General features: G+C 43.8%; 18 protein-coding genes. 17 read left to right on the top strand and 1 reads right to left on the bottom strand.

Annotated features, from left to right (window positions below):
• The 6 genes from NXR94_RS11185 to galB all read left to right on the top strand — a co-directional run bounded on the left by NXR94_RS11185 (position 1) and on the right by galB (position 8,028).
• The gene (locus tag NXR94_RS11185) at positions 1–1,386 is read left to right on the top strand and encodes a S9 family peptidase (RefSeq protein ID WP_258104715.1); all 1,386 of its coding nucleotides are present in this window, start codon (positions 1–3) and stop codon (positions 1,384–1,386) included.
• Between the two features lie 10 nt (positions 1,387–1,396).
• On the top strand, positions 1,397–2,632 hold the full coding sequence (locus NXR94_RS11180; protein ID WP_258104714.1) for a glycoside hydrolase family 105 protein: 1,236 nt from the start codon (positions 1,397–1,399) through the stop codon (positions 2,630–2,632).
• Positions 2,629–3,558 carry a sugar phosphate isomerase/epimerase gene (locus NXR94_RS11175; protein ID WP_258104713.1) on the top strand — a complete coding sequence of 310 codons (930 nt, stop codon included), beginning with the start codon at positions 2,629–2,631 and terminating at the stop codon, positions 3,556–3,558. The genes NXR94_RS11180 and NXR94_RS11175 overlap by 4 nt, the downstream gene beginning before the upstream one ends.
• 59 nt (positions 3,559–3,617) lie before the next feature.
• On the top strand, positions 3,618–4,283 hold the full coding sequence (locus NXR94_RS11170; RefSeq protein ID WP_258104712.1) for a DUF3826 domain-containing protein: 666 nt from the start codon (positions 3,618–3,620) through the stop codon (positions 4,281–4,283).
• A gap of 38 nt (positions 4,284–4,321) precedes the next feature.
• Complete coding sequence (locus tag NXR94_RS11165; protein WP_258104711.1) at positions 4,322–5,455, top strand: glycosylase; 1,134 nt, start codon at positions 4,322–4,324, stop codon at positions 5,453–5,455.
• A gap of 158 nt (positions 5,456–5,613) precedes the next feature.
• Complete coding sequence (galB, locus tag NXR94_RS11160; RefSeq protein ID WP_258104710.1) at positions 5,614–8,028, top strand: beta-galactosidase GalB; 2,415 nt, start codon at positions 5,614–5,616, stop codon at positions 8,026–8,028.
• A 35-nt stretch (positions 8,029–8,063) separates the two neighbouring features.
• Here the strand turns inward: galB and NXR94_RS11155 are convergent, their stop codons facing one another.
• Complete coding sequence (locus NXR94_RS11155) at positions 8,064–8,891, bottom strand: alpha/beta fold hydrolase (protein ID WP_258104709.1); 828 nt, start codon at positions 8,889–8,891, stop codon at positions 8,064–8,066.
• 185 nt (positions 8,892–9,076) lie between these two features.
• Between NXR94_RS11155 and NXR94_RS11150 the strand changes: the two genes are divergently transcribed.
• The 11 genes from NXR94_RS11150 to NXR94_RS11100 all read left to right on the top strand — a co-directional run bounded on the left by NXR94_RS11150 (position 9,077) and on the right by NXR94_RS11100 (position 25,441).
• Positions 9,077–11,332, top strand: a complete 2,256-nt coding sequence (locus NXR94_RS11150; RefSeq protein WP_258104708.1) for an alpha-xylosidase — start codon at positions 9,077–9,079, stop codon at positions 11,330–11,332.
• An 8-nt stretch (positions 11,333–11,340) separates the two neighbouring features.
• Positions 11,341–12,420: a Gfo/Idh/MocA family protein gene (locus NXR94_RS11145; protein ID WP_258104707.1), complete on the top strand. Its 1,080-nt coding sequence runs from the start codon at positions 11,341–11,343 to the stop codon at positions 12,418–12,420.
• Between the two features lie 23 nt (positions 12,421–12,443).
• On the top strand, positions 12,444–13,187 hold the full coding sequence (locus tag NXR94_RS11140) for a phytanoyl-CoA dioxygenase family protein (protein ID WP_258104706.1): 744 nt from the start codon (positions 12,444–12,446) through the stop codon (positions 13,185–13,187).
• A 108-nt stretch (positions 13,188–13,295) separates the two neighbouring features.
• On the top strand, positions 13,296–14,888 hold the full coding sequence (locus NXR94_RS11135; protein WP_258104705.1) for a sodium:solute symporter: 1,593 nt from the start codon (positions 13,296–13,298) through the stop codon (positions 14,886–14,888).
• Positions 14,878–18,213, top strand: a complete 3,336-nt coding sequence (locus NXR94_RS11130; RefSeq protein ID WP_258104704.1) for a glycoside hydrolase family 2 TIM barrel-domain containing protein — start codon at positions 14,878–14,880, stop codon at positions 18,211–18,213. Before NXR94_RS11135 ends, NXR94_RS11130 begins: the two co-directional genes overlap by 11 nt.
• 14 nt (positions 18,214–18,227) lie before the next feature.
• Positions 18,228–19,172, top strand: a complete 945-nt coding sequence (locus tag NXR94_RS11125) for a dihydrodipicolinate synthase family protein (RefSeq protein ID WP_258104703.1) — start codon at positions 18,228–18,230, stop codon at positions 19,170–19,172.
• Between the two features lie 42 nt (positions 19,173–19,214).
• A complete protein-coding gene (locus tag NXR94_RS11120; RefSeq protein WP_258104702.1) occupies positions 19,215–20,699 on the top strand; it encodes a sodium:solute symporter in 1,485 nt (494 codons plus the stop codon).
• A 33-nt stretch (positions 20,700–20,732) separates the two neighbouring features.
• Positions 20,733–21,734: a hypothetical protein gene (locus NXR94_RS11115; RefSeq protein ID WP_258104701.1), complete on the top strand. Its 1,002-nt coding sequence runs from the start codon at positions 20,733–20,735 to the stop codon at positions 21,732–21,734.
• A gap of 48 nt (positions 21,735–21,782) precedes the next feature.
• Positions 21,783–22,688 carry a DMT family transporter gene (locus NXR94_RS11110; RefSeq protein ID WP_258104700.1) on the top strand — a complete coding sequence of 302 codons (906 nt, stop codon included), beginning with the start codon at positions 21,783–21,785 and terminating at the stop codon, positions 22,686–22,688.
• Positions 22,685–23,563, top strand: a complete 879-nt coding sequence (locus tag NXR94_RS11105) for a hypothetical protein (RefSeq protein WP_258104699.1) — start codon at positions 22,685–22,687, stop codon at positions 23,561–23,563. Before NXR94_RS11110 ends, NXR94_RS11105 begins: the two co-directional genes overlap by 4 nt.
• Positions 23,564–23,674: 111 nt before the next feature.
• On the top strand, positions 23,675–25,441 hold the full coding sequence (locus tag NXR94_RS11100) for an L-fucose isomerase (RefSeq protein ID WP_258104698.1): 1,767 nt from the start codon (positions 23,675–23,677) through the stop codon (positions 25,439–25,441).
• The last annotated feature ends 28 nt before the right edge of the window (positions 25,442–25,469 follow it).

Genomic DNA, 25,469 nt, shown 5'->3' with positions numbered 1-25,469 from the left:
ATGAAATTGAAAAACCTATTTACAATCCTTTTATTCCTATCGACCACGATGCTTTCGGTGGCGCAGATATCGGACGACGATTTCACTAAGCCATTGATCGATGTGCTGGATGATCTTCAGGAAAGTTATCAGGTACGGTTTAAATACAATGTTCAGGACTTTGAAAACTACGAATTAAAGTACGCCGATTGGCGACTGGTTCCCGGAGATTTGGAGGCGAGCTTAAAAGCGGTTTTAGCTCCTTTTGATCATATCTATGTGAAGCAGGATCAGCGAACCTATAAGTTGAAACCTTTCCAATATCACTTGGTAACTTCCGAGGAGGGATCGGCTGCTCTGGATTACTATACCACTTTGTACTCCAACAAAGAAGAATGGGAAAGCAGAAAAGCCGAACTTAGATCGTGTTTCATTGAAGCTTTAGGTCTAAATGGTCTTCCGGTTGTGGCTAATCCGACAACAGTGATTAGTAAAATTAGAAAGTATGCAGGTTATACGGTTGAGAATATCGGATTAGAAACCATTCCGGGTTATTACGTCACGGGCTCCATTTATAAACCTGAAAAAATAAAGGGAAGGGTTCCGGTTATTTTATCTCCAAATGGGCATTTTGGAGATGGCCGATATAATAAAGACATTCAAACGAGAGCGGCTGGTTTGGCTAAAATGGGTGCCGTTGTTGTTACCTATGATTTGTTTGGTTGGGGCGAGTCGGCGCAAGAAGTAGGTTCACAATCTCATCGGAAAAGTATAGCCCAAACGATCCAGATCAATAATGGACTGAAGCTGCTGGATTATCTCCTGGCTCAAAAATATGCGGACCCTTCGCGAGTGGGGATTACCGGAGGATCTGGAGGAGGTTCTCAAACAATGCTGATTGCTGCTATTGAGGATCGAATAAAAGTTAGTGTGCCTACGGTGATGACTTCTTCTTTTCATTCAGGCGGATGCCCTTGTGAAAGTGGAATGGGGATTCATCTCTGTGGGGGTAAAACCAATAATGCGGAAGTGGCAGCTATGTTTGCCCCTAAGCCCATGATGATCATTTCTGATGGTGGCGACTGGACTTTTCAGGTGCCGGAGGTAGAATATCCATTTATCAAGCGAACATATGAATTTTACGGAGCAGATGATCAGGTTGAAAATGCACACTTTGCAAGGGAGAAACATGACTATGGTCCGTCCAAGCGTAATGCTATGTACGAATTTATGGCCAGTAAACTTGGTCTGGATTTAAGTGCTATTCAGTCAGGAGGTAAAATCGACGAGTCCGGAATTACTGTTGAAGAACAAGAGTTACTCTATGTATTTGGTAACCAGGCTATCAATTTTCCTCAAAATGCGGTGCTTAATTACGACGAATTAATGAATAAACTGAATCAATAAACAACCATTCATGAACCTATCAATGGCTAAATCCCAAATATTAAGTCTACTAATGTTTGCTCTAATTTGGAGTTGTACTACTCCCTCTGAAAAACAATCTGAGTCACAGAAAGACAAACGTTTGTCTGTGCGTTTTGCAAAATCCGAAATGAAACGATTTCCAGAGGTTTGGATGATCGACTGGCATGGTAAGCCTTACTGGGGCTATACGCAGGGCGTTCAGGGAAAGGCCTTGTTGGATATGTGGAGGTATACCGAAGACTCTATCTATTTCAATCATGTGCTGAGGTACGCTGACAGTCTGGTTGCTGATGATGGTAGTATTTACACGTATGACTCATCCAAATACAACATTGATATGATCAACGCCGGTAAAATTCTTTTTCCAATCTATAAAGAGACCGGCGATGAAAAATATAAGCAGGCCATTGAGTTGTTAGTGGAGCAACTGGACAATCACCCAAAAACATCGACTGGTGGTTTCTGGCATAAAAAAAGGTATCCATACCAAATGTGGCTGGATGGACTTTACATGGGTTCTCCTTTTCTGGCTCAGTATGCTGCTGAGTTTGATCAGCCCGAATACTTTGATGTCGTCACTACTCAGTTCAAGCAAATTGATGAGCATAATTACAGCCCAGAAACGAGTCTGTATCATCATGCCTGGGATGAGAGTAAATCCATCTTTTGGGCCGACCCAGAAACGGGGCTTTCCACCAATTACTGGGGAAGAAGTTTGGGTTGGCTGGGAATGGCTTTGGTAGATGTGTTGGATTACCTACCAGAGGATCATCCGGATAGACCCGTTTTGGTTGAAATGGTTGGGAAAGTGGCAAAGGGTATTGAGAACATGCAGGATACTGAATCTGGTGTATGGTACCAGGTACTTGATCAGGGAGACCGAGAAGGCAACTACCTGGAGGCCTCTGCTTCAGTGATGTTCGTGTATACACTTTACAAAGCAATGAGGAAAGGTTATATCGATGATTCATATATGGAGGTTGCGGATAAGGGATATGCAGGTGTATTGAAGGAGTTTCTAAAGGAAAATGAAGATGGCACCCTGACGCTTCAGAAATGTTGTGCAGTTGCCGGATTAGGCCCGGCTGACAACCCGAGAAGAGATGGAAGCTTTGAGTATTATATCAGCGAACCGATCATCGACAATGATGCGAAAGCAACCGGCGCATTCATATGGATGAGTATGGAAAAAGAGATGTTGGAAAATAAACAAGAGTCAAAATGAGTGATAAGCAGAGTAGGAGAAGTTTTCTTTCAAATTCTGCCTTTGCTACTGCGGCATTGGTTTCTGCACCATTGATTAGAGTGGGAGCTGAGCCGGGTGAGCGAGTACTTAAGGATAACTTGAGAAAGAAGAAACAGCGGTATAAAGTCTCAGTTTGTGACTGGATGATCCTGAAGCGTCAGAAAATGGGGGCATTCAAGCGTACTGCAGAGATTGGAGCAGATGGATTGGAGTTGGATATGGGAGGTTTGGGTAACAGGCCCATTTTTGATAATAAAATGCGTGATCCAGTATTTAGAAAGATGTTCAGGGAGGAGCTGGAGAAGTATAACCTGGAGCTAAGCTCTATTGCGATGTCAGGTTTCTATGCGCAGTCTCTTGCGGAGCGAGATATTGCGCCCATGATCGATGATGCGATCAATAGTATGGTCATGATGGGAGTGAAAACTTCTTTTCTGCCATTTGGCGTCAAAGGTGATATGGTTCAGAACCCTGAGCTGAGACCGATTCTGCTCCAGAAGTTCAAGGAAATAGTTGTACCAAAGGCGGAAGCAGCGGATGTGATCATAGGTATTGAAACTGCTTATGACGCCGCCAGAGAAGCTGAGTTTTTGGAAGAAATCGGATCTCCCAATATTCAGAGCTATTTCAATTTCGCAAATGCCTTACAAAATGATCGTGACCTCATCAAAGAGCTTGAGACCCTGGGCAAAGATCGAATTTGCATGATCCATGCGTCAGATGAAGATGGCGTATGGTTAGAGAACAATGAGCGCATTGATATGTCTGCTGTCAAGAAATGTCTTGATGACATAGGCTGGGGAGGTTGGCTTGTAATCGAACGTTCCAGGGATGCCAATAATCCAAGAGATGTCGTGGGTAATTACGGTGCAAACACTAGATATCTTAAATCAATTTTTCAATAATTAGCTATTGGTCTATTTGATATAAGGCAATTGGACCTCGGCTTTAAAATAGGATAAACATGAAAAAATTAATGTTAACCACCGTCTTAACTGTTGCCACATTATGGTGTGTACAGGCGCAGTTTGTGGACATAGAGAAAGTAAATCCCGAATATGTCAATGTATTGAAGGGACGTACAGCTAAATTCCTTGATCCGATGGAATTGGGAGATAAATATGATGAAGTCCAGTCGATTGTCATTGAACAGTATTGTAACCTCAGTGCCATTCATGATTCTTGTGATACGCGTAAGGTTGCCTTGAGGCCTTTGGAGATCTCAAAAGAGGAGAAGGATCAAATGATTGTCAATCTGGAAAATGAAAGGGATCGAAAACTATACATTCGACATAATGCCTATCTCGCGCAGCTGTTAGGAGCGGGGTTGACCAATGAGCAGGTGGACCAAATCAAAGATGGTATGACCTACAGTGTTTTTCCTAATACCTATGCGAGTTTCCTCGACATGATTCAGACCCTGACTGATGAACAGAAGAAGAAAATATGGACCTGGCTGTATGAGGCAAGAGAAAGGGCCATGGACCAAAGCTCCTCGGACGACAAGCATAAGATGTTTGGAAAGTATAAAGGCCGCATTAATAATTATCTGTCAGGGCAGGGCTATGATCTTAATGCGGAAAGCAAGGCATGGCATGACAGAATGCGGGCAGAGGGTAAGAAGTTTTGATAAATAGAAATTAGAAAACCGTGTCAACATCCCTATATATGAGAAACCTGTTAATTGGATTGCTAGCCGCTGTTGGCGTTTTAGGGTCCTGTAAGCCAAAGGAGCTTCCCAGGGTAGTACCTCAGGAAGTAATGAAACAGGTTTATGAAGAAATAAAAACACCTTTTAAATATGGACTTGTACTGGCACCTGAGGATCAGTCAAAGAAAATAGATTGCCCAACCGTTTTCCAAAAGGACGGTCAGTGGTACATGACCTATTTCATTTATGATGGCCGCGGATATGAGACCTGGTTAGCTACGAGTGATAACCTTTTGGACTGGAATGAGCTTGGAAAGGTGATGGCTTTTTCGGATGATAGCACGCAATGGGATCAAAACCAGAAGGCCGGTTATCCTAGTCTTCAAGATCCAAAATGGGGCGGTTCTTACGAGCTTCAGCAGTATGATGGTAAGTATTGGATGCCTTATTTCGGTGGAAGTAGTACAGGATATGAAGCCGGGCTTTTGTCCATAGGCATGGCCTATACAGATGGAGATCCAACTAAACCGCATCAATGGGATCGAGTTGATCAGCCGATATTCAAGGCGACCGATGAGGATGCCAGATGGTGGGAGAATAGCACGATTTATAAAACCTGGGTACTTAAGGACGATAGTAAAATAATCGGATATCCATTTGTGATGTACTACAACGCCAGAGGAGATAGCATCAACCCCAAAAAAGGTGCAGAGCGTATTGGCATGGCCGTTTCTAATGACATGGTCAATTGGGAGCGTTTCGGAGAAGATCCTGTAATCAATCATCATAAAGGGATCTCCGGAGATGCGGTGATCCAGAAAATAGATGATGTTTGGGTGATGTTCTATTTTGGGGCTTTCTGGCCAACTCGTAAAGATCATGATGCCTTCAACCGGTTTGCCTGCTCCTATGATTTAGTCAACTGGACAGAATGGGAAGGGGATGACCTGATCGCCCCATCGGAGCCCTATGACAACTGGTTCGCGCATAAGTCCTATGTCGTCAAAAATGACGGGGTGGTTTATCATTTCTACTGTGCCACCAATAGAGACCAGGAGCGAGGCATTGCGGTTGCCACATCCAAAGATTTAGGCAAGAGCCAAATTGAATATGTGAGAAAACCAGGGAATGGAGATACCGAGTTAAAGTAATTTCAAATTATGCATATCCCCGTTTATTAGGATTTCGGTTAATGGGATTCTGCGGTGAACCTGGGTTCAAGTCATTGAATCTTCGGTAATTTTTTCCTACATTTTAAATGAAAAAGGTAGGAGCCTACCCGGCTTGAGGGTGAATTAAGCCTAAAATCATGAGATCAAAGTCTTTATATCTAATACTGATAATCAGTGTTTTATTTGTATCATCCTGTTCTGGTCCTAAATTTCGACAGGTCACTGACTTCAACTGGGATTGGAAATTCTACATGGGAAAGGACAGTCTGGCTTATCAAACCGAATATGATGATTCTCACTGGAGGTCCCTGAATCTACCTCATGACTGGAGTATTGAAGGCAATTTCAGCGTGGAGCATGCTACAGGGCAAAGCGGTGGAGCACTTCCCGCAGGTATTGGCTGGTACCGAAAAACTTTCAAACTTGATCCATCCGATAGTGAAAAGGAAATATACATTGATTTTGGAGGCGTTTACCGAAACAGCGAGGTTTGGATCAACGGACAATATTTAGGGAAAAGAGCCTTTGGATATATATCCTTTCGATATGATCTCACTCCATATTTAAATTTTGATTCGCCTAATGTAATCGCCATAAAGGTGGATAATTCCTTACAGCCTAGCTCCAGATGGTATACTGGGTCCGGGATTTACCGAAAGGTGGAGTTGGTGAAAACTGAAAAGGTTCACGTAGCTCAATGGGGGACCTTCGTTACTACTCCAGAGGTGTCAAAGGAATCTGCTAACGTAGTTATTGAAGTAGAGCTGGCAAATCGCTCAGATGCCCATGCCACAGCATCCATTGAGACTACCATTTTCGACCCGAACGGCAAAAAACTGACGAGCGATAAGGCTTATATGGCCCTGAAAGGTTCAGGATATACACAGCTTCATAGCTTTGAAATAGCCACGCCGGAGCTATGGTCTGTTGATAATCCGGTGCTCTATTCAGCTTTGACAAAGGTTCATGTGCATGGGGAAGTCACGGATCTATATGAAACCCGTTTCGGGATTCGTTCTTTCGAGTTTGATCCGGAAAAGGGCTTTTTCCTCAATGGATCTTACCTGAAAATTTATGGTGTCAATCAGCACCACGATTTGGGGGCTTTAGGAGCTGCATTTAATAAAAGGGCTGCAGAACGTCAACTGGAGATCTTGAAAGAAATGGGAGTGAATGGTATCCGAATGGCTCATAATCCTCCTGCTGAGGAATTGCTTGATCTTTGCGATGAAATGGGCTTCATTGTAGTGGATGAATCATTCGACGTTTGGGCAAAACGCAAGAAAAAATATGACTACAACATAGACTGGAAAGACAGCCATATTCGTGACTTGCAAGATATGGTGAAGAGAGATCGAAACCACCCGTCTATTTTCATCTGGAGCATTGGTAATGAGATTCGAGAGCAGTTTGATTCCACAGGGTTGACCATTACCAAAGAACTCGCAGGTATTGTGAGGGAACTGGATACTACCCGAATGGTCACCAGTGGACTGACGGAGAACGAACCTGAAAAAAACTACATCGTACAATCCGGAGCCCTCGACTTATTGAGTTTTAACTACAAGCATAAAGCCTATAAGGATTTGCCTGACAGGTTTCCGGGCTATCCCATGCTAGCTTCCGAGACTTCTTCAGCATTTGCCACTCGGGGTCATTATGATATGCCTTCGGACAGTATCCAGCAATGGCCGGCTAAATACAATGAGCCCATACCGAACGCTAACCCTGATTATACTGTCTCAGCTTATGATATGATTTCCGCCTATTGGGGATCGACCCATGAGGAAACCTGGAGGGTGGTAAAAAAACTGGATCATATGGCGGGCATCTACATCTGGTCAGGTTTCGATTACCTGGGGGAGCCGGATCCCTATCCTTATCCGGCAAGAAGCTCCTACCTTGGTATCATTGATTTGGCAGGTTTTCCAAAGGATGCCTACTACATGTACCAAAGCGAATGGGTAGATGAGCCTGTTTTGCATGTTTTTCCGCACTGGAATTGGGAGTCAGGTCAGACAATAGATGTTTGGGCCTATTATAACAATGCTGATCAGGTTGAGCTATTTCTGAATGGAAAATCTCAAGGTATCAAAAGTAAAGGAGATGATGAGTTTCATGTTTTCTGGCGTTTGGCCTATGAGCCAGGCACCGTTGAAGTTGTTTCCCGTAAGAGTGGTGAGGAGGTGATGCGTAAAGTGATCAGGACTGCAGATGAGCCATCTCAAATTCAACTTAATGCTGACCGAAGTACGATCAAGGCAGACGGTTATGATCTTTCCTTTGTGACGGTAGATGTGTTGGATGATAGTGGCACCTTGGCTCCAAATGCGGATAATTTGATTGAGTTTGAAATCAGTGGTCCCGGAAAAATTATTGGAACGGATAATGGCTATCAGGCAAGTTGGGAAGGTTTTAAAACGAATAAGCGAAAGGCCTGGAAAGGAAAATGTTTGGTGATTGTACAGTCAAACAGGGAAAAAGGAGAGATTGAATTGATCGCCAGTTCAAAAGGACTAAAACAGGCATCTACTGTTATAGTTACGAAGTGATGTTCTTGGAAAAATAGCACAAGCGGACGCTTGCGCTAGTTATCAGAAACCTCCATGATGCCTTGCACTACAATTTGAGGATGCGTCCATGGAATGAAATGATTTACATTCTGAAGATATTCGATCTGGAGTAATGAGTCGGGTAGTTTTGTTCTGACATACTCAGGACTCTCCCAGGGAACGAGAATATCATCTGTGCCCTGAATGATAAGGGTATGGGCAGTAATTTTTGAATACAGGGAGTCCATTTGTGCCAGTTGCTTTTCCAGCCCCCAAATCTCTTCATTGCTAGTGTACAGGTCAGTAGGCGTCAGAAGTTGGCCAATTTTACTCCTCACAATCGGGCGATACCATTCATTTTTGTCAACCCCCGGATCAATGGTCGGTGCGATGAGGAGCATACCGTCAATAAGTTCTGGTTCCAACATGGCAATGTAAACAGCGATCGGTCCACCCATGGAATGCCCGATGATCATTTTATAGGATTGAGGGAATTCCTCTATGATGGCTTTGATCCCTTCGGCCTGGTTGCGAATAGACTTGTCGGGAATTCCATAATCTGACTTTCCAAACCCCGGACGATCCATTGAGAGCATATCAAAATGCTGTAACAGGGAATCGTTTTGGAAATACCTGATATACGCATCCCATGACCCAGGTGATCCATGCACAAAGACAAGGAGGCTGTCTTTTCCCTGATCGGTGTAGGCATAAAAGAGTGTTCGGTCATTCCACAGCAGACTATCGAATAAAGGCTTTACCGGTTCATCTAAAAATGCGGCTGTGATTTCCTCATCCGAGTGCCGAAATCCATCACAGGAGATAAGAATAATTAAGATAAGGAGTATAAATGGGTGCCTCACTTTGGCTAAAACGATCAGCAGTAGGGAATGGTTTGATTTATAAAAAACACCACTGATAAAATCTGGCAGGTGGTTGTTTTTGTAATTTCTACTTTACATCCTTATTCAATACCATGAGAAGATTTTCAGTGCATGAGTGAATGAATTGGGTTGAGATGACCCTATTAACAACGTGAGTACCAAGGATGAATCAGACCAACTACCAGTTAATTGATTTTCTGGAATTTGACCCAGGTTTCCAGCAGGATGAATTCCTATGGAAAGCCTGTTTTCCAACTTCTATTGAGGAGCGCGACGGGAAAATTGTCGTCACCATACCTTTTCAAAGGCAATTACAAGCCGTAGACATTCAGCCAGATCTTGATATGCCTCGCAAGAGCTACGATCTGGTCATCAGTGCTTATGGGGAGAAGATCCTGAAATTATCGATCGGGTTTGAAAAAGCATTGACTGAGGAATCTGAAATGCTTCAATTGGACCCTCAATTGGTTGCAAATCCATTGACTTATGAGATCATAACTGATCAATGGATCATAAAGGATCAAAGTGAAATCACCAGGGCTATTTTTGATTTTTCACAGCCCAAGATTGATTATTGGAGTAACCTGCTGCCGGAGCCACATGAGACGTTGAAGTTATCTGTATTTCCTGATGGAAAAAAGGAAATCAAGGTGAGTGCCTTTGATCAGTTTTTTCCTGCGAGAAATGATGCCATGGCCCTGGCGTTTGTGGAAAAGGATGGTCAGCCGGTTAGGGCGACATTTTCACTAGAGGCTAATCCTGATGAGGTTTTTGTTGGGACCGGAGAGCGCTTTTCGAAAATGGACCTTTCCGGGAAAACCTTCCAGTTGAAGAATCAGGATGGACAGGGGGTCAATAGCCGACGAACTTATAAGAACATTCCTTTCTATCTGTCTAGTGAGGGGTATGGACTGTTTTTGCATACCTCAGCTTATTCAAAATTTTCGCTGGCGGATCATTCAACACGTTCTGCTCAGTTGCTTGTCGAATATCCCGAATTGGATGTCTTTCTTATTGGAGGAGATGAGCCAGCTGAAATTATTAGAGGATATCAGCAATTAACAGGGTTCCCAAATATGCCTCCGCTTTGGAGCTTCGGCATTTGGATGAGCCGTATGACGTATTTCTCAGCGGATGAGGTACAAACCATCTGCGATAGGTTAAGAGAAGAGAAATATCCCTGTGATGTGATCCACTTGGATACAGGCTGGTTTGTAACTGACTGGCTTTGCGAATGGAAATTCAACCCTGAGAGGTTTTCAGATCCAGCCAGTTTCATTTCAAAATTGAAGGCAGATGGCTACCGGGTGAGCCTTTGGCAAATGCCCTATATAGCGAAAGAGGCCTTACAACATGATGAAGCTGTGGCCAATAATTACATCGGGCCATTATTGGAGTCCAGGGAACAGGGTGGATCTAATTTCAGTGCATTGGACTATGCAGGCACCATAGATTTCACCTATCCAAAAGCGGTAGACTGGTACAAAGGGTTGTTGAAGGAACTGTTGGAGATGGGTGTGGTCTGTATCAAAACAGACTTTGGAGAGGAAATCCACATGGATGCTCAGTATCATGATATGGATCCGAAGCTGCTGAATAACCTCTACGCTTTGCTCTATCAAAAGGCTGCCTATGAGATTACCGAAGAGGTCGCTGGTGAAGGAATTGTTTGGGCAAGAGCCGGTTGGGCGGGTTGTCAGCGGTACCCACTTCATTGGGGTGGAGATGCAGCATGTTCCTGGGATGGAATGGCCGGTTCCCTCAAAGGGGGGCTTCATCTTGGATTGTCGGGTTTTGGTTTTTGGAGTCATGACGTGCCGGGATTTCACGGAGTTCCAGACTTTATGAACTCTGTTATTTCGGATGAGCTGTACGTGAGGTGGACACAATTTGGAGTCTTTTCATCACATATTCGTTACCACGGCACTTCCAAACGCGAGCCCTATGAGTATCCAAATATTGCCAATACGGTTCGAAATTGGTGGGATTTGCGATATGCTCTGATCCCATACATTCTACAGGAAGGCGAGAAAGCCACTCATACGGGTATGCCGGTGTTGAGAGCCTTGATATTCCATCATCAGGATGATAGGCAATGCTGGCACATCGATGATCTGTACTATTTCGGAGACGACTTTCTGGTTGCTCCTGTGATGAATGACAGGGGGATCCGAGATGTCTATTTGCCGGAGGGCGACTGGGTCAACTTTTTTACCGGAGAAGAGCAAATGGGAGGTAAATGGCTGAAGGGCTTTAAGACCGAATTGCACGATATGCCTGTGTGGGTGAGGAAAGGGGCTTCCATTCCATATTATCCAAATCGAGTCAATTGCACAGATGATATGGACCTATCAAAAACAATAAAATTAGAGATCAATCAATCTTTCAAGGGAATTTGGAAGGTGTTAAATATTCAATAGAAAAGAAAATGTTACGTTTTGGAATTCTTGGATTAGGTGAGGGGCGTAGCACCATGTCTGCGACCCTTAACAGTACAAAGATCAAGCTGGTGCAGGTTTGTGACAGGAACCTTGAACTATGTAAGCAGCGTGCTAAGGAGTTTGATTTCCACCATTATACCACGGAATATGAGGAAATGCTGGCCAACCCTGAAGTAGACGCTGTGGGTATCTATACTCCGGATAAACTTCATGCGACCCATATCAAAATGGCCATGGAAGCCGGAAAGCATGTGGTATGTACCAAACCATTGTTGGACGATTTATCAGATGCTGTCGAGATCATAGAAATACAGAAGCGAACAGGAATGAAGCTATTTGTAGGTCAGAGCAGCCGGTTTTTCGAACCAATGAAACGTCAGCGAGAGGATTTCCAAAAGGGACTGATCGGTGATCTGATCACTGTTGAAGCTTACTACCATGCGGATCATCGATGGTTTCTGAACAAGCCATGGGCGTTGGAGAATCAATTCAAATGGTTGTATGGAGGATTGAGTCATCCGGTGGATTTTATTAGATGGTACCTTCCTGAGATTGAGGAAGTAATGGGCTATGGAATGCTTAGCTCAAATGGACACAAAGGAGGTTTGAAAAACGCAGACACCATGCACTTTATCTTCAAAGCTGTCGATGGACGTCTGGCCAGGATTTCCGGAGCTTATTCCGGGCCGATACAGCCAGTGGTCAGAGATAGTGAAATGAGCTGCATTCTCAGAGGTACGGAGGGATGTAGCCAGGGTGATTACATGGACCTCCGCTATGCCGTGACAACGAAAGACGGTGAGGAGCAGCTAATTACCTGGGAAAAGAAAATGAAGCATTATTTCAGGTTTGAAGGAAAAAGTCATCATGCCGGAGAGTACAATAATTACCTTGAACATTTTGCTGATAGCATAGCTGAAGGATTTACAGCGTACCCTGATCTTCAAGAGGGACTGGGTACTATTGCTTTGCTTAAGACTATGGAAAGAGCTTTGGATTCGGGCAAACCTGAGAAGGTTCAGGACACCATTGATCAATTTGGATTAACCCAATATTTGGATAAATAATTAACAATAAAGTATACCCAAAAATGAGTCAGATTATTACAAATGAACAGATCGAGCAATACCAAAGAGATGGTTTTGTGATCTTAAGAGATGTCATTACTCAGGAACTCATCGAGAAGATTCAGAATGAGTGTGAGCGCTTCATCAAGGAGAAAGATGCAGAGATGGATGCCAAAGGCGTGGAGATAGATGAGATCAATCATAAAGGCAAGCGTTATTTCATCGCCATGAAAAATAAAGACAGCCAGCCGATGCAGGAGCTTCTTTATGGTAAGGAGATGGAGGCCATCACCAGGGCGGTGTTAGGTGATAATGTATACCTGTTTTTGGAGCAGTTTGTAGTGAAGGCTGCTGATAAGGGCATGAAGTTTTCCTGGCATCAGGATTCCGGGTATGTGCCTTATGATCACAAGCCCTACCTCTCTGCATGGTTGCCCCTGGATGATGTAGATGAGGAGAATGGTACGGTGTATCTATTGACATACGATGAAGCGGGAGTGCATCAAAAAATCGAGCATAAACTTGAGGAAGGCACCAATGATATGATTGGGTATCATGGAGATAATCCAGGGCATGCGGCCATTCTGAAGAAGGGTGACATTGCTTTGTTCTCAAGTGTTTGTTTCCACCGGAGTGGGTCGAACAACACCAACAAATCCCGAAGAGTATTATTGATGCAGTATTCCGTAGAACCGATTACCGTTGAAAATGGTGAGCCACTTTATTTGGCTGAGCCATTTGTGGTAGAGGGAGCTCTTCAGAAATAATCAGATACAGTTTTAAAGTAAGTTGAGTGGAATTGGGATAAACTTCCTGATTTCCACTGACTTATTTGCCATTAATTAGATAGATTTAGTAATCCACAATAACCCTGCATGGAAAACATTCACGACTATTTACAAACCATTGATTTCGTAATTGTCGCCGTATACCTGGTAGTTCTGATTGGCATTGGATACTGGGTGAGCTTTGTCAAGAAAAGGGAAAACCAGGAGGGGGAAAACCTGTTCCTTGCTGGTCGTTCATTGAAATGGTATAGCATCGGTTTGACCATGTGGGGGACTAACGTGGGCCCATCTATGCTGATTGCATCGGCAAGTATCGGATATACCACCGGTGTGGTGGCCGGTAACTTTGGATGGTATGCTTTCCCTTTTATCTTTTTGCTGGCCGTCGTTTTTGCACCGAGGTATCTAAAAGCTGATATTCAGACTCTTCCTGAGTTTATGGGTAAGCGGTTTGGTCATTCTACACGTAATATTTTGGCATGGTATACCACCATTACCATACTTGTTTCCTGGCTTTCACTGACATTGTTTGCCGGAGGAATACTTGTGGGGCAGATCCTTAACATGCCGCTTTGGTCCTCGGTGATTGTGCTGGTGCTTATAGCCGCATTCTTCACAATAGCGGGCGGCCTGGAAGCTATCGCCTACACCAATGTATTTCAAATGATCCTCTTGATTGTGGTTTCTGGAGCATTGACCGTTGTGGGGGTCATGAAGGCCGGTGGTCCGATGGAAGTATTTGAAGGGGCACCTGCAAGCTATTGGAATCTACTGCTGCCCATGGATGATCCAAATTATCCATGGCTGGCCATAGCGCTTGGATATCCTGTGATGGGGGTTTGGTTTTGGTGTACCGATCAATCGATGGTGCAATCCGTATTGGGCGCCAAGACACTGAAACAAGGTCAGATGGGCGCCAACTTGACCGGATGGTTGAAAATATTTGATGTCGCCTTATTCATCATTCCGGGGATTGTCTGCTTTATATTATTTCCTGATCTGGATAATCCGGATGAGGCTTATATGACGATGGTGACTCGCCTGTTCCCCGCAGGTATGACGGGACTCGTTATGGCGGTACTGATTGCGGCTTTGGTGAGCACGATCGACTCAGCACTTAATTCTTTAAGTACAGTTTTCACGATGGACATCTATGTGAAGAAGTATAAGCCGGAGGCTACTCAGAAGGACATTATCAAAATTGGTCGGATCGTGACGATAGTAGGAGCGTCTACAGCTATTGTAATGACCCTGGCAATAGACAGTATCAAGGGCCTTAACTTGTTTGACGTGTTTCAGGCTGTGCTTGGCTTCATCGCGCCGCCCATGTCCGTGGTCTTCCTGACAGGTGTACTATGGAAGAAGATGACGACCAAAGCGGCTAACTTCATTTTAGCAGGAGGGACCTTAATCAGCGTTGGGACAGGAATATGCTATCTCTGGATATGGCCGGCCGCGGAATACCCATTTTGGCCTCATTTTCTACTCCTTTCATTCTACATATTCGTGGTACTCATGATTTTGGCCTGGATCATTTCGTCATTTGATAAAGAAGGACAAAAGGAGGAAAGAGATTTTGATATGTCAGGAATCACCAAGCCAGACAGGCAGGTATGGGTACTCTGGGTAGCGTTGATCATTGTAATGGTAGGACTTTATATATTGTTTAATGGTCATTAGGTGGAGGTATTCATATGGCAATGATAAGCGGTGTAGGCATTGGAACAGATGTTCGGCATGTCTTGTAGTTATTGTTGTATTTTTTCTGCAAAGCCCTAAGGTAACTGCTCAGACAGTAACAGGGGAGCCTGCGGGTATTCCCCCGAAACCTTCCGTTTATGAGTTTGCACCGTGGGAAGAACCCCTGATTACCTCTATCAATCGCGACCAGGCACGAGCTACGGCTTATTCATATGCTACCGTTCAGGAAGCTTTAGCTGGAGAACGGGAAATGTCTTATAGGTATCTGAACCTTAATGGGTTATGGGATTTTAAGTATGCTGAAAATTTCGAAGCGGCTCCGCAGGATTTTTATAACAGCAGGGTGTCAGGTTGGGATCAAATTGAGGTTCCTTCTAACTGGGAGCTTAAAGGATACGATATCCCGATTTACGCAAGTGCGGTATATCCATTTCGTCCGGTTAACCCACCTTATGTCCCAAAGGATTACAATGGCATAGGTTCCTATCAAAGAACCTTTGATGTTCCCGACAGTTGGGACAATATGAATATAACGCTGCATTTCGGAGGTGTAAGTTCAGCCTTCAGAGTTTGGGTCAATGGCAAGTTTTTAGGTTATGGGGAAGATAGCTGTTTGCCCACCGAGTTTAATGTCACGCCATACCTTCAGGAGGGTGAAAATATATTATCTGTTCAGGTCATTCGGTGGAGTGATGGAGCCTATCTCGAAGATCAGGATCATTGGCGCATGAGTGGCATTCAGCGAGAAGTACTGTTGCTGGCTGAGCCTAAACTTCGTATCGCAGATTTCCATTATCAAACCAAGCTTGATGATAACTATGAGGATGCCATTTTTAGCCTAAGGCCAAGATTGGATAATTATACCGGCGATGCGTTAGGTTCTGCTATCAACTTTGAGGCACAGCTTTATGATGCCAATAAGCGACCTGTTTTTGACAGCCCGTTAACGATTTCAGCACAGGAGATCATTAATGAATCATATCCACGGCTGGACAATGTCAAGTTCGGATTACTGGAAGAAACAGTGAAGAACCCATTGAAATGGAGTGATGAAACGCCTAACCTCTATACGCTGGTCATGTCGTTGAAGGATACGCTTGGAAATGTACTGGAGGCCAAAAGCTGTAAGGTTGGGTTTCGAAGTATTGAATTTTCTAAGGACGAAAGCAAGCTGCTCATCAACGGAAAGATCACTTACCTGTATGGGATCAATCGACATGATCATCACGCAGTGAAGGGAAAAGCCTTGAGTAGAGAAGATATTGAAGCTGATGTTCGAATGATCAAACAGTTCAATTTCAATTGTATTCGTACCAGCCATTATCCCAATGACCCATATTTCTACGATCTGTGTGATCAATATGGCATTCTGGTGATGGATGAAGCCAATTTAGAAACACATGGACTTGGTGGGAAGTTGAGCAATGATCCCCAATGGACTCAGGCGCATATGGAGCGTCTGCAAAGGATGGTCATGAGAGATAAGAATCACCCAAGCGTCATCATCTGGAGCCTTGGAAATGAAGCGGGAAGAGGCCCGAATCATGCGGCTATGGCCGAGTGGGCTCATGATTTTGATATCACTCGTCCTGTTCATTACGAGCCGGCTCAAGGCAACCACAGGGCAGAAGGCTATATACCTCCGGGGCACCCTGATTACCCAAAAGATCATTCGCATCGCATACAGGTGCCGACAGACCAACCTTATGTGGATATGGTCAGTAGGTTTTATCCGGGATTATTCACCGTGGACCTCCTAGCGAACCAACCTGGCGATAACCGTCCAATCATCTTTGTTGAGTACTCACACTCCATGGGTAACTCTACCGGCAATATGAAAGAATGGTGGGATGCCTTCAGGACTACCAAAAGAATGATCGGTGGCTGCATTTGGGACTTCAAGGATCAGGGACTTCTGAAAAAGGATTCATTGGGCAATGATTTCTTTGCTTATGGAGGTGATTTTGGTGAAGAGCGACATCACGGAAATTTCTGTTTGAACGGGATCGTAGCTTCAGATGGTAGACCCAAAGCTGCTATATACGAGTGCAAACGGGTATATCAGCCCATTGAGTCGACTTATCTGGGAAATGGTCAATTGCAAATTGAAAATCGTCACGCACATCTAAATACCAAGATGTATAAGCCAGTGCTGATCTTCCTGAGAGATGGGCAGGTCTATTCTAGAAAAGAACTTGATGCAATCAGTATTATGCCCGGAGATACCATGGTAGTCGATATTTCAAAATACGTTCCTAAAACACCTGATGGCTGTGAAACCCTAGGTGAAATCAAATGGAAATTAATGGATTCCAAACTCTGGGCACCAAAAGGATATGAGATTGCCTCCAATCAATTTGCACTGACTGATCTGATAACCATCTCCGTAAAATCTGCCAAAGGTCCTTTGAATTTGACTCAAAATGACTCTTTGGTTCTGGTTTCCGGCGAAGGGTTTAGGCTCACTTTTGACAAACGCCTGGGAGCTCTTAGCTCGTATATCTCAGCAGGCAGACAACAAGTGTTTGCGCCGTTATTGCCACATTTTACACGTCCGCTCACCGATAATGATAAGAAGGGTTGGAAGCCTCAGAGGGAATTGAGGTCATGGTATGAAGCTAGGCCTGTTTTGAAAGATTGTGGGGTTTCTGAAGTGAACGGAGATATTGTAGTGGTCTCAAATTATGAAATGATAGCTGATTCGGCGTTTGTTGAGGTCACTTACACGGTAGTACCATCCGGTTTAGTGAAGATAGCTTATAAGCTCACGGCCAATGAAGCTTTACCGAATATGCCTAAGGTGGGAATGCAGATGGGAATCACAAATGAATACGATCAGGCCAAATGGTATGGTAAAGGTCCCTTGGAAAATTATGTAGATCGGGCATATGGATTTGATGCGGAAGTATATCAGGCCAATCTGGATCAAATCAATGAACCTTACCCAATGCCTCAGGAGCGAGGTAACCTGACGGATGTCCGATGGATGTCCCTAACTGGTGGAGCGACCGGATTACTCGTTGTAGCGGATAGTCTTTTGAGTATGAGTGTGTGGAGATATACTGAGGAAAACATTAACCAGGCGACCCACATTTATGAACTCCAAAGCCCCGGTTTCCTTACATTAAACATCGATCTCAGACAAATGGGTGTAGGAGGGAACGATAGTTGGTCATCGGTGGCTGCACCGCTCGAAAAGTATCAGATCCCGGCTGGATACTATGCTTATAGCTTCTTCCTCCTTCCAATTTCAGGAGATGGAAATATTGATAAAATCATCAACCAAAATTTCATTAGACAATAGCGATATATACGGATATGAACCAAGGAAAGAATTTTAACGCTTACAAGGGGGTGATCCCCCCATTGATTACACCTCTCAAGGCTACCGATTCACTGGATGTAGAGGGACTGGAAAAGCTTGTCGAGCACGTTTTGGTAGCACCGATCTCAGGTGTCTTTATCCTCGGAACTACCGGGGAATTCAGCCACATCAGCATTAAGCTCAGAGAGGAAATGATTGAGCGTGTGTGTAAGCTTGTCAAGGGTCGCACTAAAGTGCTTGTCGGAGTAGCAGACACTTCAATTACAGAAAGTGTGAACCTGGCTCAAAAGGCAGCGGAATGTGGTGCGGATTCCGTCGTGGCTACTCCGCCATACTATTTTGCAGCCTCGCAGCCGGAATTGACCCATTATTTTATTTCATTGGCTAAACGATTGCCATTACCATTGTTCCTGTACAATATGCCGGTCCATACCAAGACGGTGATCGATCCGGGAACGGTCAAAGCAGTGGCCGAAGCAAGTGACAACGTCATTGGTTTGAAGGACAGTTCTGCCAATATGAATTATATCCGTTCTATTCAGTATCAAATGCGTGGAAAGGATTTTCCGATATTTTGCGGACCGGAGGAGATCACGGCAGATGCCGTTTTGCTCGGTGGTGCTGGTGGCGTAAATGGAGGAGCGAACATGTTTCCAAAGCTCTATTCCGAACAATATGAAGCCGCAGCTAATAAGGACTTCGAAAGACTGGAGATCCTAAGAAATAAAGTGCTTGAAATCAGTTCAATGATCTATTCCCTGGGAAAATATGGTTCATCCACCTATCTACAGGGGTTGAAATGTGCGGTTTCCCTTCTAGGTATTTGCGATGACTACTTACCTGAGCCTTTTTTCCGATTTGATCAGGAGCAGAGAAAATTGATAGCGGAGCGACTTGAGAAATTAGATATGACCCGTTTTACGGAGCAATACTTATAAAATCATTATTGTTTAACTGATAACTGATAACTGACCTTACTAATGATCAACCCCATTGACCTCATTGTTTTTCTTGTTTACATGATCGCCATAGTAGCTTTCGGAAGCAGTTTCTATTTCCGAAACAAAGACAGTGAGGCTTATACTTCTGGTGGTGGACGATTGCCTTCATGGGTAGTGGGCATGTCAATATTCGCGACGTTTGTGAGTAGTATCAGTTTTTTGGCAATACCTGGAAAGGCCTATTTATCAGACTGGAATGCTTTTGTATTCAGCTTGTCTATTCCCATAGCATCGATCATGGCGGTTAAATTTTTCGTGCCGCTGTACCGAAGCATTAATAGTATATCTGCTTATACCTATTTAGAAAGGCGTTTTGGCCTGTGGGCGAGTAGATATGCTTCTATTTGCTATATCCTGACACAACTCATGCGTACCGGCTCTATTCTTTATTTGCTGGTACTTCCACTGAATCTGATGTTTGGTTGGGATATTGCCACCCTGATTATCATAACCGGATTAGCGGTCATATTTTACTCCTTACTGGGCGGAATTCAGGCAGTTATCTGGACGGATGCTATTCAGGGTATTGTACTCATTGGAGGGGCACTGGTTTGTGCGGCACTATTACTCTTCGGGATGCCGGAAGGTCCATCACAGCTATTTGAGATTGGTACTCAAAATGAAAAATTTAGCCTGGGAGCATTTGATTTGAATATCTCTGAGTCCACATTCTGGGTGATGATCATCTATGGGTTATTCATTAATCTTCAGAATTACGGAATTGACCAAAACTATGTGCAGCGATACATGAGTGCACGTTCGGAGAAGGAGGCAAAGTCTTCTGCGCTGTTTGGTTCTCTGCTTTATGTTCCGGTTTCGATGGTCTTTTTCTTTATTGGGACTGCATTGTACAGCTACTATAGCGCACAACCCGATTTGCTGCCCGAAGGGACCGCAGCTGATAAGGTTTTTCCGCATTTCATTGTTAATGCACTGCCAACGGGGATTACCGGGCTTTTAATTGCGGCCATTTTCGCTGCCGGTATGAGTACCGTTTCTACAAGTATTAATAGTACAGCGACGATCATCTTGACGGATTACTATAAAAGGATGAATCTGAAGACGTCAGAAAGGTCTAATATGAAAGTGCTGTATATAGCGTCCTTAGTCTTTGGATTATTAGGAATAGGAGTGGCATTGGCTATGATCAATGTCAAGAGTGCTCTGGATGCATGGTGGTCATTGGCGTCCATTTTTAGTGGGGGTATGTTAGGATTGTTTCTTTTAGGCTATTTCTCTAAAAAAGCACAGAATTTTCAAGCGGCCATTGCTGTATGTGTAGGGCTTTTGGTGATTTTATGGATGAGTCTTTCACCGATGATCTTTACAGATGGTCCGATGGAATATTTTAAAAATCCCTTTCATGTGAACCTCACTATTGTGGTTGGGACAACTGCTATTTTCCTGGTTGGAATATTGTTGACGGTGAGTAGGATAGGGCAGGATAGACAATCGATTGTATAATAATAAATTGTACTATAAATAAACCCATATAAGATGATCAAAATTTACAAATTATTCTTTTTAGCCATTTTTTTAGGCAACGGAGTACAATCGTTTGCTCAAACGACCTTTGAATTAATTCCTTCAGAAATGACCCCTGAGTCAAATGGATTCTACACTGCCGGATTGACTTTCGATTTCGATGGAAATGGAATACCTGAGTACGAAAATGGGTGTCCTACGGTAGATGTTGATCCTGAAGATTATGAAAGAAGGGATCCCTTCAATGTAACCTATGATGCACATAATGAAAACGGCGAGCAATTCGGATTTACTTATAGAAACGCAATGATTCTACCTGATTGTGATCATAAATACATAGATGATCTTGAGCAGATAGATCCTCCGGTCTCACATGGCTTCGTTCAACTAAGACCTAATCTCGACACCTCCGATGTGGATGTTGCTTACAGTTACATTCAAAGTCCTTACCTGAGTAATCTCGTTTCTGTAACCTTTGAAATTTCAGCCGATATTAGTATCCAGACAAGTCGACAAATACCTTATCAAATTCTGTATTCTAAAGATAGTGGTGAAACTTTTGTTGACAATTATTATATCCTGGAAGTAATTACTACCAGAAGCGGGACCAGAGCGACTTTTGATAATAGTGACCCGGATTTTGCTCAAATGATCACAGATTCAAAATCGAGCAATGTCATGTTACGATTCACTACAAACCTGGATGACCCTGACCTGAAGGAGATGAAAGGACAGTACCTGAATGTTCATAAAATATCCATCGTTGCTGATTCCTCTCAGGCATTTGAGAACAACGGAGGCGGAAATGAAGGACCACTAGGTAATATTGATAATGATTTGCCCGCAGAGCTTAAAATCCAAAATGGTGCCATCTCTGTCCAAAAAGGGGATATTGCGGTGTACAGGATCTCAGGTCAATTCGTTGGAAGGGGCCAGTCTGTTTCTGTGGGTAAAGGGTTATTTATAGTAACCTCAGAGACTTTGGGAATCAGAAAGAAAATATTTATTAAATAAGAATTGTTTGTTTAGGTGGATTCGCGTTCGTCAATAACATTTGTGTTAATGAATCAATCCACTTCAAACCTGACTCAAGGAATGATCCCAGGCGTCGTTTCAGCTTTAGGCTGGAGCACGACTGGGATTTTTGTTAAACTGCTTCCGGACTTCAGTGCGTGGTTTTTGGTATCGGCCAGAAGTGCTGTAGCCCTCATTGCGACCATCATATTTGTGGCACTCGTTTCAAACTTCAGTCTGAATTACATCCTTCGCCAATGGACAAATTGGTGGCTGGCCTCCCTGATGATCGTTTATTATGTGACAGCGGTAGCTGCTTACCAATTGACAAGCGTGGCCGAAGTGGCGCTACTATTGAACACTTCCCCGGTATTTGCCTTATTGATCAGAGTATATCGTGGGGGCACTGTGAAAATATTAGAATGGGTCGGGGCTGCTGTGGCGATTGGTGGTTTACTGCTAATTGTGCTTCCTGATATTCTCACAGTGGGCGAATATGGCTTTGCCCGATTATTTGGATGTGTGCTGGCCTTAACCAGCAGCTATTGCATTACAGTATACGCTACCCAATTAGAAGCATTTAGATCAAAAGGCGTGCAGTTGAGTAATTCAGGAATTACGTTGCTCACTTATATTCTTGGAGCCACAATGTTATTTGTCGTGTCATTAATAGTTGACACGGTGCACCCATTCGATCTGGATTTTACAGGTTCAAATATTTTATTGATCGTAGGGCTAGGGCTGATCAGTACGGTAATTCCATCAGTAGCCTATGGCATGGCAATGAGTCACATATCTGCAGTTCAACTAACAACCTTAAGATTAACGATCCCGGTCTCCGCTACGCTGCTCGCCTTTTGGATACTCGATGAGATTCCTAATCATTGGGTAATTCCAGGTGGCGTGTTGGTGATTACAGGAATTATAATTATGCTTAAACGAAAGAAAGGATGATAAAAAACACCAATGATGGAGGGACTAGTGAGCCTTATTTACGCCTCGACCTGAACTACTGGAACAGTCACGATCTACCTGAATTCTCTTCAGGGCCTCATAACGCCAGCGATTTGGAGAGGCATCTTGCAATTATGGCGGCAGGGTACAGTGGAGTACAGGATGGAAATCCAAAGATTTGTGAGGAAATTGGTTTGAAACTTACCGGTCAGTTTCGAATGAATAAAGTTGGGGAGCTGGACGAGAAGGTAAAAGAATGGACCGATGGACCCTATGATTGTGCAACGATACATGTAGGGTGGGGAATGGAATCTGATTTAGAGGTGGATAGACTGATTGATTATGTCATTGAAACGTCGACTAAATCTGATTTTCCAATTTATGTAGAAACCCACAGGGCAACGGTGACTCAGGATATGCAAAGGACGGAAGCGATGATCAGGAGGTTTCCGAATATTCGGTTCAATGGAGATTTTTCGCATTGGTATACCGGGCTCGAGATGGTCAACGGAGATATAGAGGATAAATGGGAGTTTATGGCTCCGGTTTTTGAGCGGGTGAGATTCATTCATGGGAGGATTGGAACCCCCGGATGTATACAAATGGATATACCAAAAGGAATTGATCAGCCTTATGTGGCCCATTTCAAAGAAATGTGGACGAGATCTTTTATAGGATTTTTGAAGAATGCTCAATTAGGAGACTATATATGCTTTACTCCGGAATTGTTGCCATCGGAATACTATTATGCACAATTAATGAGAAATGAGGCTGGTGAATATGTGGAAGCGGGGGATCGCTGGTCACAGGCAATTATGTATTGTGAACTCGCTAAAGAATGCTGGGCTGAAGCACAAAACAGGTTAAAATTATAAGCGGTTGTGCAAACGATTGAAAAAGTGCTTTGAAATAAGGGTAAAAATTACAATTAATAGTTACATTTACTAACCCGATTAATTTTTATACAACATTAACCCTGTGTTAGAATGACTAAGCTCATTGGCAACCTACCCAAGGTTGGAATCCGACCCATCATTGATGGACGACTTGGTGGTATACGTGAGTCGCTGGAAGATATGACCATGCAAATGGCGCATAAAGTAGCTGACCTGATCTCTTCCTCACTTTTCTATTTTGATGGCTCACCTGTTCAGTGTGTAATTGCAGATTCTACTATTGGTAGGGTGGCTGAAGCGGCTGCCTGTGATGCCAAATTTGAATTAGAGGGCGTTGGGCTTACCATTTCAGTTACACCCTGTTGGTGTTATGGTACGGAAACTATAGATATGCATCCAACAAGGCCCAAAGCTATTTGGGGATTTAACGGAACCGAAAGGCCGGGTGCGGTTTATCTGGCGGCAGCCCTGGCAGGACATACTCAAAAAGGAATTCCGGCATTCAGTATTTATGGGCATGATGTGCAGGATAGTGTGGATGAACCTATTCCTGAAAAGATCCAAAAGGAGCTGATACAGTTTACCAAAGCTGGAATCGCTGTGGCCACCATGAAAGGTAAATCCTATCTATCGATAGGTGCTGTTTCTATGGGGATTGCTGGTTCTGTTGTCAAAGAGGACCTTTTTCAGGATTACCTGGGGATGCGCAATGAATATGTTGACATGTCTGAGCTCTCCAGAAGGATGGAGAAGGGGATATATGATAAACAGGAATTCGAAAGGGCTTTAGTATGGGTGAAGAAAAACTGTAAGGAGAATCCTGATTACAATTTCAGGAACAGATCACGTGAGGAACTCGACAAGGAATGGGAAGAGGTTGTGAAAATGTTTCTCATCTGCAGAGACCTGATGATTGGTAATCCAAAGCTGAAAGAAATGGGTTTTGGTGAAGAGGCTTTAGGTTTCAATGCTATTGTGGCTGGCTTTCAGGGACAGCGTCAGTGGACGGATTATATGCCCAATGGGGATTTCATGGAGGCTATGCTCAATTCGTCATTCGATTGGAACGGGATAAGAACCCCTTATATGATGGCCACGGAAAATGATTCCCTCAATGGGGTTTCAATGCTTTTTGGTTATTTACTGACGAATCAGGCCCAGGTATTTTCCGACGTCAGAACCTATTGGAATAAGGACTCAGTGAAGCGTGTGACCGGATATGAATTAGAAGGCTTGGCTGAAGGAGGAATTATACATTTGATTAATTCGGGCTCAAGCAGTCTGGATGGTAGTGGTGAACAAGAGATTGATGGGAAACCGGCTATGAAACCATTCTGGGATATTTCCGAATCGGAAAAGCAAAAATGCCTGGATGCTACCGATTGGCCTCCTGCGGTGGATTACTTTCCGGGAGGTGGTTTCTCTTCTCATTTTGTGACCAAAGGAGGGATGCCCGTTACCATGTGCCGCATCAATTTGGTGAAAGGCTTGGGACCGGTAATGCAAATAGCTGAAGGTTGGACTGTGGAGCTACCAAAAGAGGTTCATGATAAACTGGATCAGAGGACTAATCCAACGTGGCCTACTACCTGGTTTGTGCCAAGAACAACCGGGGAAGGTGCTTTTAAGGATGTCTATTCGGCAATGGCAAATTGGGGCGCTAATCATGGTGCATTTAGCTATGGTCACTATGGGGCCGAATTGATTACTTTATGCTCGATGCTTAGGATTCCGGTGAACATGCACAATGTGGAGAATGACAAACTCTTCCGTCCGAAGGACTGGGTATCCTTTGGTATGGATCCTGAAGGAGCTGATTACCGGGCGTGTCAAAACTATGGACCGCTCTATAGTTGATCATCATAAGGTTACAACTCATTTACTG

This window comes from Marinoscillum sp. MHG1-6, assembly GCF_024714475.1.
Classification (GTDB): Bacteria; Bacteroidota; Bacteroidia; order Cytophagales; family Cyclobacteriaceae; genus JAMZMI01.
The sequence above is the reverse complement of the archived record's forward strand: the minus strand, read 5'-3'. Positions and strand labels throughout refer to the sequence as shown.